8 protein-coding genes are annotated in these 12,965 nt (G+C 37.3%); all 8 read left to right on the top strand.

Annotated elements, in window-relative coordinates:
• The first annotated feature begins 158 nt into the window (after positions 1–158).
• The 8 genes from ACM6F9_RS00900 (at position 159) to ACM6F9_RS00865 (ending at position 12,780) form a co-directional block, all read left to right on the top strand.
• Positions 159–3,299, top strand: a complete 3,141-nt coding sequence (locus ACM6F9_RS00900; protein WP_414843996.1) for a SusC/RagA family TonB-linked outer membrane protein — start codon at positions 159–161, stop codon at positions 3,297–3,299.
• A 20-nt stretch (positions 3,300–3,319) separates the two neighbouring features.
• Positions 3,320–4,840: a SusD/RagB family nutrient-binding outer membrane lipoprotein gene (locus ACM6F9_RS00895; protein ID WP_414843995.1), complete on the top strand. Its 1,521-nt coding sequence runs from the start codon at positions 3,320–3,322 to the stop codon at positions 4,838–4,840.
• Positions 4,841–4,922: 82 nt separating this feature from the next.
• Entirely contained in the window at positions 4,923–7,268 is a 2,346-nt protein-coding gene (locus tag ACM6F9_RS00890; RefSeq protein ID WP_414843994.1) for a phosphocholine-specific phospholipase C, read from the top strand.
• A 188-nt stretch (positions 7,269–7,456) separates the two neighbouring features.
• Positions 7,457–8,035: a hypothetical protein gene (locus ACM6F9_RS00885; RefSeq protein ID WP_129037491.1), complete on the top strand. Its 579-nt coding sequence runs from the start codon at positions 7,457–7,459 to the stop codon at positions 8,033–8,035.
• A 104-nt stretch (positions 8,036–8,139) separates the two neighbouring features.
• Positions 8,140–8,940: a WxL protein host-binding domain-containing protein gene (locus ACM6F9_RS00880; RefSeq protein ID WP_414843993.1), complete on the top strand. Its 801-nt coding sequence runs from the start codon at positions 8,140–8,142 to the stop codon at positions 8,938–8,940.
• Complete coding sequence (locus tag ACM6F9_RS00875; protein ID WP_414843992.1) at positions 8,933–11,680, top strand: hypothetical protein; 2,748 nt, start codon at positions 8,933–8,935, stop codon at positions 11,678–11,680. The genes ACM6F9_RS00880 and ACM6F9_RS00875 overlap by 8 nt, the downstream gene beginning before the upstream one ends.
• A gap of 38 nt (positions 11,681–11,718) precedes the next feature.
• Positions 11,719–12,201, top strand: a complete 483-nt coding sequence (locus tag ACM6F9_RS00870) for a hypothetical protein (RefSeq protein WP_414843991.1) — start codon at positions 11,719–11,721, stop codon at positions 12,199–12,201.
• 9 nt (positions 12,202–12,210) lie between these two features.
• Entirely contained in the window at positions 12,211–12,780 is a 570-nt protein-coding gene (locus ACM6F9_RS00865) for a hypothetical protein (RefSeq protein WP_414843990.1), read from the top strand.
• Positions 12,781–12,965 lie beyond the last annotated feature (185 nt).

Here is a 12,965-nt window from a genome sequence, read left to right as displayed (position 1 = left end):
ATATCTATATAATAAAGCAAAATCCCTTATACAAAGGACATTTTATACTTTACTTTTCTATTAATTCTTCCTGTTAAAAAATATTAAAATCGTATTTTTATTTTAATACTTCATTAAAATACAGGTAACAGTGCTCTGCTAAATTTGCCTTCAAAAAAATGAAGAAGACTCTAGCCACTTTTGCCGTTTTTTTACTTCCCCTTTATTTTTCTGCACAAGAAATCAATATTACAGGAAATGTAAAATCTGAAAACGGTTCTAGTGTTTCCGGTGTGAACATCACCGACAAAAACACAGGAAAGACTGCTACTACAGACGAAAATGGTAATTTCACCATTTCTGCAAACCCCAAAGACATTCTTGAGTTTTTTGCTCCTGATTTTTCTGTTTATACCGTTGAGGTTTCTTCCAAAAAACAGTATTCCGTTGTCTTAAAAAAGCCCAACGAAAAACAGATTGAAGGTGTTGTGATTACCGCATTAGGTATTGCCAAGAAGAAAGAAAAAATTGGATATTCTACTCAGGAAGTGGGAACCAAACAGTTTGAAACCATCACTACACCAAGTATTGGGAATTTATTCTCCGGGCAGGTAGCAGGTCTTAATGTTTCTAACCCAACGGGAATGCAGCAGGCACCCCAGTTTACATTGAGAGGAAACTCCAATCTGGTTTTTGTGATTGACGGCGTGATTGTTGAAAGAGAGGTTTTCCAGAATTTAGATCCCAACAATATTGAAAACATCAATGTACTGAAAGGAGCTACCGCTTCTGCTTTATATGGTTCAAGAGGCCGTTACGGAGCAGTTTTGATCACCACTAAAAATGCTAAGAAGAAAGGATTTTCTGTAGAGTTTTCTCAGAATACCATGATCACCGGAGGGTTCACCAATCTTCCGAAAACCCAGACTGAATATGGAAATGGTTCACACGGAAAATATGAATTCTGGGACGGTGCTGATGGCGGAGTGAATGACGGAGATATGATTTGGGGGCCCAAATTTGTTCCCGGTTTACAGATTGCCCAATGGAACAGCCCGATCAGAGATAAAGTAACAGGACAGGTAGTGCCATGGTATGGCGCTGTAACTGGAACTCAATATGATGATAAATCAAGATACGAAAGAGTTCCAATCGACTGGAAATACCATGATAACTTAAGTACATTCTTAAAGCCGGCAGTGATCAATAATAATAATTTTGCGATCAGCTACAGAGATAATAAAGATATATACAGGTTCTCCGGAAACTTCATGAACTATGATGACAGAGTTCCCAATTCTTATCTTCAGAAATATGGAATCAACTTCTCTTCTGAAAATCATCTTGGAGATAAATTAATCTTTGATACAAAATTCAATTTCAACCAGGCTTTTACCCCTAATATTCCGAACTACGATTACAACCCAAGCGGACACATGTACACCATTCTGATCTGGATGGGAGGCGATGTAGACGGAAAAGCCCTGAAAAACCACATGTGGATTCCAGGAAGAGAAGGAAGAGCACAAGCCAACTGGAACTATGCATGGTACAACAACCCTTGGTTCGGAGCTGAGTATTATAAAAATCAGAACAGAACGAACATCATCAATGCACAAACAGGTTTAGAGTATAAAGCTACACAGGATCTTTCGGTAAAAGGGAAAATTTCCCTTGTGGAAAACCACAGCAAAACAGAAGTATTGAGCCCTTATTCTTACTTCAATTATAGTGCACCAAGAAGTGGAGGTTATATTTTAAAAGATAACAAGACATGGAATCTCAACTATGATGTCCTTGCCACTTACAAGAAAAAAATATCTGAAAACTTTGATTTCACCATCAATGCCGGAGGTTCAGCTTTCTATTATAAAAACAATAATAACGAAAGATCTACGGATGGATTGAAGATTCCTGAAGTTTACTCCTTTGAAAACTCTATCGGAGCGCTGAAAAATTATTCCTATCTGAAGGAAAAGCTGATTTACAGTGCTTATTCTACGATTGATATCGGATTGTACAATGCTTTCTTCATCAATATTTCAGGACGTAACGACTGGTCTTCTACTCTACCTAAGGCTAACAGGTCTTACTTCTATCCTTCTGCATCCATCAGTGCAGTTATTTCAAACCTGGTAAAATTGCCGGAGTCTATCAATATGCTGAAATTGTCTGCTTCATGGGCAAAAGTAGCATATGACTTCCAGCCTTATTCCATCAGAAATTACTATTTGAATAATCAGGGAATAACTTTCAACGGAAATCCTACGTATTATTATCCAACCACTCTGAATGTAGAAAACTCTTTGAAACCGGAGCAGACAAAATCTTATGAATTAGGGTTAAGCGCAGGTTTCCTAAATAACAGAATTACCTTAGACGCCACTTATTTCAGAACATTAGATTATAATAATATTCTCCAGTTTCCAGCTGCTGAATCTTCTGGTTTCACTTCACAATATGTAAACGGAAATGAATATACTACAAAAGGTTTTGAAGTTTCCCTTGGTTTAGTTCCGGTAAAAACTGCCGATTTCAGTTGGAAAACTTTGATTAACTGGAGTACTTATGAACAAAAGCTGACTTCCATTTATGATAATATGCCGAACTACAAAAACATTAAGTTAGGCGAAAGAATGGACAGCTATTATGATTACACATGGCAAAAATCTCCGGACGGAAAAGTCATTCTGGATGCCAATACAGGAATGCCAACAAGAGCCAATGCACCAAGTAATCTGGGGCATTTCAATCCGGACTGGACTTTCGGTTTCAACAACACTTTCAAATACAAGAAGTTTACTTTAAATATCGGAATTGATGGAAGCATCGGTGGTGTCATGAGATCGCAGGTAGTGGAAAAAATGTGGTGGGGAGGAAAACATCCAAATTCTGTAGCTTACAGAGATCTTGAGTACGCCAATCCAGGAACATACTATTTTGTACCGGATGGGGTTAATTACAATCCGGCAACAGGTCAGTATACTCCACACACCAAAGCAATCAGCTTCCAGGACTGGGCACAGAATTATCCATACCAGGCAAGAGTAACGCAGGATGAAAGTGAAGAGTTTGCCAACGTTTTCGACAGAACTTTCGTAAAACTTAGATCTGTAGTTCTGGAATATGATTTCTCTTCATTATTGAATCCGAAAGGTATGGTAAAAGGTTTCACCGCCAATATCTCTGCTTATAACCTGGCGATGTGGAAAAAATCAAAGAATCTTTATTCTGACCCTGATTTCCAGGCAAAAACAGAGAATGATATTCAGGATCCTTCAAGCAGATGGTTCGGAATCGGTTTTAATCTTAAGTTTTAACTAAAAAGTACGTCAAGACAATGAAAAATAATATAAACAAAGTGAAAGGGCAAAGAGGCAAAACAACGAAAGGATTAATGAAGAGTATTTTTGCTGCCGGACTTCTGACATTGGCTTCATGCGAATCCAACCTTGATAAAATCAATGAAAATCCTAATGACCAGGCAAGCATTGATCCTAAATTTCTTCTTACCTATGTGGAAAAATATACGTTTCAGGTAAACGGTGATAATATGTACGCTTCAAGAATGATGATTGGTACTGATGGTGAAAATTCATACCAGTATATGAAATGGAATGATGCCTCTTTTGAAGTCTATACAAAAGGACTTCTGAACACCGGAAAAATGATGCAGGAAGCGGAAAAAATCAACAATAAAAACTATGCTGCCATAGGTAAATTTCTGAGAGCCTATCATTTTTTCAATATCAGTTTAAAAGTAGGAAGTGCTCCTTATTCCGAAGCGGCAAAAGGAGAATCCGGAATTACACAGCCTAAATATGATGCCCAGGAAGCCATCATGTCCGGAATTTTATCAGAATTAAAAGAAGCCAATGATCTTATTAATACCAATGATAAAATTGAAGGAGATATTGTGTACAATGGAGATGCTATGAAATGGAAAAAACTGATCAATTCTTTCCGTTTAAAGGTTTTAATCACACTTTCTAAAAAAACAACTGTAGGAAATTATAATATTGCTACAGAATTTGCTTCTATTGCAGGGAGCCAGTCTCTCATGACCTCGATTGCAGATAATGGTGAGCTTAAGTTTGCCGATGCTGCAGACAGCAGATATACGATGTTTAATAACAGCGGATACGGTTCCAGTTTGTATATGGCAGATTATTTCATTAATCTATTCAAAGACAGACATGATCCACGTTTGTTTACTTTTGCAGCGCAAACTACAGGAGCTAAAGAAGCAGGAAAAGCCATCACAGATTACACAGGATACAACGGAGGAAACCCTACCTCACCTTATTCTGACAATGCAGCGTTGATCACAGCAAAAAACATCTCTAAAGTAAATGATCGTTTTTACAAAGATCCTACCAATGAGCCTGCTTCTGTGTTAAGTTATTCGGAACTTGAGTTTATTCTGGCTGAAGCTACAGCAAGAGGCTGGATTTCCGGATCGGCAAAAACGCATTATGACAATGCCATTAAAGCAAGTTTCAATTTTTATCAAACGTATGTAAAAAATCCGGGACAATATTTCTCAGGCTTTGATGTGAATCAATATCTGACAACTCCTTTAGTAGTTTACAATAATGCAGATCCTCTTCAGACACAGCTTGAAAAAATCATGACTCAAAAGTACATGACGATGTTTCACCAGGCACAATGGACCTCTTATTATGATTATCTGAGAACAGGATATCCAAACTACCCTCTAAAAGCAGGAGTAGCAGCGCCTTTCCGATTCAGATATCCGCAATCGGAATACAGCTATAACAGCAACAATTTAAAAGCTGCTTTGGCTGCTCAGTATGGAGGAAATGACAATATCAACTCCAAACCTTGGTGGTTACAATAGAAATCTGATTATTTTTATATAAAACAAAGAAATCGCAGGAAAATCCTATTAACTTGCGGTTTCTTTCTTATTACGATTGAACATGAACAGAAGAGAATTTTTAGAAAAATCAAGTCTTTTATTAGCTGGGTTAGGAACTTCAAGTGTTCTTCATCCTTCCATTTTAAAAGCTTTAGCCATTGATCCGGCTGCACAGTCTACATTTTACGATGCAGAACATGTTGTAATCCTGATGCAGGAGAATCGTTCATTCGACCATGCATTTGGTGCTCTTAAAGGAGTAAGAGGTTTTTTGGATAAAAGAGCGTTTGTAAAACAGGATGGCCATTCTATATTCTTTCAAAAGAATGATGAAGGAAAATATGCCTCCCCTGCCCGGCTGGATTTAAGAAATACCAAATCAACGTGGATGAGCTCTCTCCCTCATTCATGGGCGGATCAACAGAAAGCACTGAACAAAGGTAAATTTGACCAATGGCTTCAGGCGAAAGCTTCAGGAAATAAAGATTACAAAAATATTCCACTTACACTGGGTTATTATAATCGTGAAGACCTACCGTTCTATTATCAGCTGGCAGACGCTTTTACCATATTTGACCAGTATTTCTGCTCTTCACTTACCGGAACCACTCCGAACAGACTGTTTCTTTGGTCTGGAACATTAAGAGAACAGCAAAACGGAAAAGTAAAAGCCAATGTCGTGAATGAAAATATTGATTATGACAAAGCAAGACAGGCAAAATGGAAAAGTTTCCCGGAGATTTTAGAAGAGCAGAATGTTTCGTGGAGAATTTATCAGAATGAAATCAGTCTTCCAAAAGGAATGTCAGGTGAGCAAGAAGCCTGGTTAAGTAATTTTACCGATAATCCGATTGAATGGTTTTCAAAATTCAATGTGAAGTTTTCAAAAGGATATTATCAGAATATTCCCAATATCATTGCTTACCTGAAACAAGAGATTGAAAAAAATCCTAATCAGAAAGAAAGGCTGGAAGCAATGCTGACTGAAGTTCAGGAAGATCAGATAAAATACCATCCGGATAATTATTCAAAACTTTCAAAAGAAGAAAAAAACCTTCACGAAAAAGCTTTCACTACCAATTCCAATGATCCTGATTACTGGAAACTGGAAATTGGAAAAGATGAAAACGGAGAAAGGCTGGTTGTTCCGGAAGGTGATGTACTGTTCCAGTTCCGAAAAGACGTGGAGGAGAAAAAACTACCCCTTGTTTCCTGGTTGGTAGCTCCAGAACATTTCTCAGACCATCCGGGATCACCTTGGTACGGAGCATGGTATATTTCCGAGGTCTTAAATATTCTGACCAAAGATCCTGAAACATGGAAAAAAACAATATTTATCATCAATTACGATGAGAATGACGGATACTTCGATCACGTACTTCCTTTCGCTCCACCAGTGAATCCAAGCCAACCTGTAGATATGAACGGAAAAGAAGGGGTAGAATATGTAGATAAATCTCAGGAATACATGAGCAATCCTTCTTTAAAAAGCTATGAAAAAGTAGAAGGAACCGTTGGTTTAGGTTACAGAGTCCCGATGATCATTGCTTCACCATGGACAAAAGGAGGTTTTGTAAATTCTGAAGTATCGGATCATACTTCTGTGCTACAGTTTCTGGAGAAATTCATTATGAAGAAATTCAAAAAGAATGTACATGTGGATAATATCAGCGACTGGAGAAGAGCGGTGTGCGGAGATCTTACTTCTGCTTTCAATTCTTCCAGTGTAAAAGCTCCACAGATGGATTATCTGGATCAGAAAGATTATGCGAAAACAATCAATGCCGCTAAAAATAAACCTGTTCCCAATCTGAAATGGTATTCTGAAAATGAACTTCAGGAGAATTTACTTGAAATTCAGGAAAGAGGCTTGAAACCCTCCAACCCACTTCCTTACAATTTCCATGTCAATTTAGAAGATGGGCATATCAAAATGGCTAATTTAAAAGAAAACGGAGTTCCACTTTTAGTGTATGACAGAACCCAATTTGATAGTAATAATTATCATTTCTCTTATGCTTTATATTCCAGGCAAGAGATATCCCATGCTGTGCATTCCGGAGCTTATGATTACGAAATTTTCGGTCCCAATGGCTTTTTCAGGAGATTTAAAGGCCAGAATACCCCCGAATTGGAAGTAATTTTGGTGAATTTGACTTCAAAAAGCCAGGTTGAGCTGACTGTCAGAAACCATAAAAAGAATTCTGTTTCCCTACAGCTGGAAAATTTGTACGGAAAGACTAAAAGGACAATTGCAGTACAAAAACCTGAAGAAAAAATCATCATTGATCTTGATAAAAATAAAGGCTGGTATGATTTGAAATTAACGCTTAATGACTATCTATGGCATTTTGCAGGAAGAATAGAGACCGGAAAAGTTTCTGTTTCTGATCCACATTGGGCATAGAAAACGCTTATAATATTGATAAAATCCTGTACTTATTTGTGCAGGATTTTTTTTGACTTATTCTGTTAAAGCATATTTCAAATATAATGCATTACATGGCTTAAATAATTATTAATATAAAAATTATAATATATTTTTTTCAAATTATACTGAATTTTGTTATATTCACTTAACTAATTATCCGCATCATGAAAAAATTAAATTTAACGATTGCAATGTCTTTATTTGCGTTTGCTCTGTCCGGGAACCTTAGCGCACAGGACACCAATACAGACAACCATACAGTCACAATTTCTATTCCCGAAGTTGCTTTGGTAGATATTGAGCCAGCAGCTACAAAAAACATCACTCTTGGATTCACTGCTCCTACTGAAGCAGGAAATCCTGTTACACCAAGTGCTTCTAATACTACTTTGTGGCTTAATTATTCTTCCATCAAATCTGTTGCAGATCCTACCCGTAATGTAAGTGTAAAAATGAATGCCATTGTTCCGGGAGTGGATCTTCATGTAACTGCAGCTGCAGCTACCGGATCAGGAGCAGGTACCCTGGGTACATCTGCAGGTCTATTAACGTTAAGTGCGGCTGATCAGACTATTATTTCAGGTATCGGAAGTGCTTATACAGGGAATGGCGCCAATAACGGGCACAATCTTACCTATGCCCTTGCTGCCGGAAGCGGCCCCGGAGGTGTAGCAGCATACGCAGATTTACAGGCAACAGCCACAGTAGTAGCTACCGTTACTTATACGATATCAGACAATTAGAATTTAAATAAATTCCTAATTTGTATTTCAAAAGCAAGAAGAAATTGTCATTCAGTTTCTTCCTGGTTTTGTATTATTAATGATTTAACACCCAACTTTACATGATGATAAAGCGTATTCTTCTTTTGATCACCCTGATTTTGCAGTTCAGCTTTTTACACGCCGACATTGTGATTCTCAACGGGCTTACGCATTCTTACAAAATAGAAAACGGGAAGGTTTACAAAGGAAAAGTTTCTATTGAAAACACAAGCAGTAATCCTCAGAGTGTAAAATTATTCTTACAGGATTTTGGTTATCATGCTGATGGAACCATCAATTACACAGCAATACGTACCAATAAACGCACCAACGGAGAGTGGATAAAACTCAATACCAATCTGGTTACTTTGAAAGGTAAAGAAAAGACAGATGTATTTTATGAAATTACTGTTCCTAATCAGATAGTAGATCCCGGAAGCTATTGGAGTGTCATCATTGTAGAGCCGGTGGAGGATATAAAACCCAGCGACGGTAAACCTGGAGTGAGCATCACTTCTGTGATACGATATGCTATTCAGGTTATTACCGATTTTGAGGCAGAAAAGGCAAAACCTGATCTTAAGTTTGAAAGCGTAAAAGTAGAAAAGCAGGAGGGAAAACAAACCGCGAAGATTGCAATAGCCAATAATGGTAATCTTTACTGTAAACCCACAACAACTATTGAAATCTATAACCGTAAAACAGGTGAAAAAGTAGGAACTTATTCAAGTTTAACGATGGGGCTGCTACCTGAAACCTCAAAGACATTTTACATTGATATCAGTAAAATACCACCAGACAAATACAGAGCCACCATTATAGCTACGGATGAAGAGGAGAATGCATTTGCACTCAATGTGGAATTAGAAGTAAAAAATGATTAGAACTTGGACTTTATTTATTATTATATCATTATTCCCGGTATTTATTTTTTCTCAACATCAATCCAACCGATTGATCAGTAAAAAAGATAGTCTAATGCCGGGAATGTCTACTTCTATCCCTTTTACATTAGAAAATAATTCAGCTGAAAACAAAACGTATGAGATTTCAGCTACCACATCAACTCCATCTATTACACCCATTTTAGCAAAAGGGGAATTTCAGATTGCTCCCCATGAAACTTCGGTTTATCTGGTACCTTTGCGTATAGCAGCAGAAACAGGCCAGGGTAATTATTCCGTAACATTGAATATTACCGATCGCAGCAACGGAATATCCTTCACAAAAACATCAAAAATAACGGTTTCCGGGAACAGAAACCTTTCTGTCACAGCTCTTGATTCACCAGAATTTGTAAGGGCCGGAGAAACGATACGGGCTACCTTTCTTTTAAAAAACAATGGCAATATAACGGAAGACATTTTTCTGGAAAGTAAAAATGCAGTTCTTGATAGTGATTTTTCGTTAGTATTAGAACCCAACGAGTCAAAAATAATCACGATCCACAAAATAACAAATCCTGAACTGAGCCAAAATGAATTTCAGAACCTTAATCTTTCGGTGTATTCAAAAGGGAACACTAAAGAGAATCAAAGCGTTTACATAAGCACTCAGGTAATCTCCGTAAAACCCTCAGAAAATGACATTTATCACAGGCTTCCTGTTGCCGTTTCGTTGTCTTTTATCGGAATGAAGAATATGGGCGTTTACAATGACGGTTTTCAGGGGGAAATCTATGGGAAAGGGACACTTGATAAAGACAATAAAAACCAAGTCGAATTTCGGGCAGTTACACACAATCCTGTAGAGCTTAATTCATTTACTCAATATGAAGAATATTTTTTAAACTATAAACGTGATGATTTTTTTATTCATCTGGGTGATAAAACCTACTCTTCATCCTACTTAACAGAGTTTGCAAGATATGGCCGCGGTGCAGAAATCCGGTATGATTTTAATAAAGTGAGCATAGGAGGCTTCTATAATCATCCAAGGTTCTTCAGGGATATAAAAGATGAGTTTAATTTCTATTCTACCTTTAAAATCAGGAAACAGTCAGAAATTTCTATCGGATATCTTTATAAAACACCAAGAAAAGGAGAAACCAGATATAGTGACGTAAGACTGGATTCTGATGCACACCTTCCTTATGCAAAGGGAAAATTCAAAATATCCGGAAACATCAATCTCTCCGGAGAAGTGGCATACAGTACAACAAAACAGACCGATGGAACAGCTTATATGCTTCAGGCGGATGCTACTTTTGAAAAATTCAACGGAAGTTTAATGTATGTAAAAGCAAGCCCAGAATTTGCTGGATATTTCACCAATACCAATACCTTTAACGGAAATGTTTATTACAAAATTTCAAAAAAACTAGGTGCTTTTATCAACTATACTCAGGATGTTAAAAATTTTCAGAGAGACACTCTGTTTTTAGCTGCTCCGTACAGACAGTATTTCCAGTATGGATTACAGTATAAATATCTATCCAATGGCTCTGTTATCCTTAATAATGGCTATCAGAAATACCAGGATCGTCTGGAACCCAAACAGTTTGATTATTATGAGCGTTTTTTCAAAGTGAGCATAGATCAGAAGATCGGAATGTTTCAGGTAAACTTAGAAGGACAGTTTGGAAAGACAGACAATTATCTGCTGGGATTTAGTGGTAATTCAAGTTTCTATTCCGCTAATCTTTCATTTCAAAAATTCAGAACATCTTTTAATGTATTCGGAAGTTATGCTATCAGCTCAAGATATCAGCTGCAGAATCAGAAACAGCTTTACTATGGAGCAAGAATATACAGCAGGTTCTCGGATAAAACTTCTTTAAGTATTTTTTATCAGAACAATTATATGCCTGAAGAATATTTTAAAGACAGAAATTTGTTTGAACTTCTCTTTCATCAACAGCTTTTTCCCGGAAATGAACTGGATCTCTCCGGAAGATATTCTTTACAGAGAGGTGAAATTGGAGACAAAGATTTTATATTTTCCATGCGGTATACCTGGCGTCCTAACGTTCCGGTACAGAAAATAGCAGAATATATTTCTTTATCCGGAAACATTAGTAATCTCGGAATAAAGAAGACTGAAGGAATAAGATTAATGCTAGGCAGCTATCTTTCAGTCACAGATAAAGAGGGGAATTATGTATTCAAAAATGTGATCCCGGGAAATTATTTCCTGGAAATAGACCGCTCAACAACAGGTATCAATGATATTTCTACATTAACCTTTCCTGCCGCACTTTCTCTTAGTAACAAAGAAAATATTTTTAATTTCGGATTAACCACTGCTGCCAATGTTAAGGGGCATATCCAATTTCTGGAAACAGAAAATAAAAATCAACCGGGCCTTCCTGAACCTTTAGTTCAAAAAAAGAAAAAGGAAAGTATTATTATAGAAGCAACAAGTAAAGATCAAACTTACCGAAAAATCTGTTTTATAGGAGAGGATTTTGATTTCACTTACCTCAGGCCCGGAGACTGGACCGTAAAAGTTTACCGTAATGGTCTTGATAAGCGCTACAAGGTTTCCAACGATAAATTTCAGTTTACGCTACAGCCTTCGGAAACAAAAAAAATAAGCATCAATGTTGTTAAGCAGCAGATAGAAATAAAATACCAGCAGGAATCCTTAAAAGTGGGATATAATGAAATAAAAAAGAAAAAATGATTTTGATCCGTTCCCTTTTGTTAATACCACTCTTCGTTTTGTCGGGATTATTTTATTCTCAGACTAATGTTACGATGACTTTACCAGTGGTCACTTTAATGGATATTGAGCCTACAGGAAGTTTTTCACTCAATTTTACCGCTCCTACGGAAGCTGGAAATGCTATTGTAAGCCCAACTCCCAACACATCAAAACGAATTAACTATACTTCTGCTATAGCTCCCAGTGGAGTTACCAGGAGAATTACCGCATCTGTAAATAAAGTCATTGATGGTGTCAATATTAGATTACAGGCGGCTGCGGCTACAGGCGCGGGAGGAGGAACTTTGGGTACTTCCGCAGGGATAGTCACCTTGTCTACTACTGCTACTACTATTATCAGTGGAATTGGGGGGGCGTATACAGGAAATGGCTCAAGTAACGGTCATCTGCTCACTATTTCATTAACGACGAATACTTATGCTAATTTAGTTGCACAGGCTAATACAGCTGTCGTCATTACCTACACCATCACAGAATAAAATTGAAAAATGAAAATCAACGCTCACTTTTTAAAAGAAATCTATCTTAAGATATATATATGCTTTATTCTTGTTATTGTCACTAACTATATGAAAGGGCAAACAATAAATGTTGGCGGCAGTAACTGGACTGTAAGTGTACCAGCCATCACCGAAGCAGGAACAAACTATGCCGGAACTTATGAAAGTGCTACCAATTTATATACTCTATCCGGAACATTACCCGGATCATTTCTAAATCTTCTTACAAGTGGGGCCGCAAGAATAAGCGTACATCATACCCCAACTACATGGAATAGTAATCTGCATCTCTATACTAAAAGAAGTGGTGGAACAACGAATATCAGTGGGCTCTGCCTTGGTTGTACTGCAACCATCAATGGTGGAACTACTTATGTGGAAATACCACAAGCCGTGGCTACCGCATTCTTTACCATCAATTTTTCCGGAATTTTAGGACTGGGAAACAGTGTAACGTTCTCAGGTATTAATGGACAAGTTCAAATAAGTGGCGTCTCTGTAACCATTCCCGCAACAACTTATGGTACCCAAATTGTTTTCACAATAGGCCCGAATTGAATCTGGGATTCGTGTTATAGAGTTTCGGGTTATGAGTTACGAGTTTTGGGGTAAACTGATTCTATTATTTATAGGGTTGCGATTTCCACGGTTGCAGGATTAGGAAAGCTATCAATTCAGACTTTTCAATACTTCAGATTTCTATAGAATAAATAGTGTATTGACCACCTTCTTATCAATTGTAC

Source organism: Chryseobacterium sp. IT-36CA2 (assembly GCF_949767875.1).
In the GTDB taxonomy this organism is placed as follows: Bacteria; Bacteroidota; Bacteroidia; order Flavobacteriales; family Weeksellaceae; genus Chryseobacterium.
The sequence above is the reverse complement of the archived record's forward strand: the minus strand, read 5'-3'. Positions and strand labels throughout refer to the sequence as shown.

What these genes read in the sequence shown, in the direction of transcription:
- ACM6F9_RS00875 (WP_414843992.1), top strand. Translation starts at nt 8,933, where the DNA reads ATGATTAGAACTTGGACTTTATTTATTATTATATCATTATTCCCGGTA.
- ACM6F9_RS00895 (WP_414843995.1), top strand. Translation starts at nt 3,320, where the DNA reads ATGAAAAATAATATAAACAAAGTGAAAGGGCAAAGAGGCAAAACAACG.
- ACM6F9_RS00865 (WP_414843990.1), top strand. Translation starts at nt 12,211, where the DNA reads ATGAAAATCAACGCTCACTTTTTAAAAGAAATCTATCTTAAGATATAT.
- ACM6F9_RS00900 (WP_414843996.1), top strand. Translation starts at nt 159, where the DNA reads ATGAAGAAGACTCTAGCCACTTTTGCCGTTTTTTTACTTCCCCTTTAT.
- ACM6F9_RS00885 (WP_129037491.1), top strand. Translation starts at nt 7,457, where the DNA reads ATGAAAAAATTAAATTTAACGATTGCAATGTCTTTATTTGCGTTTGCT.
- ACM6F9_RS00890 (WP_414843994.1), top strand. Translation starts at nt 4,923, where the DNA reads ATGAACAGAAGAGAATTTTTAGAAAAATCAAGTCTTTTATTAGCTGGG.
- ACM6F9_RS00880 (WP_414843993.1), top strand. Translation starts at nt 8,140, where the DNA reads ATGATAAAGCGTATTCTTCTTTTGATCACCCTGATTTTGCAGTTCAGC.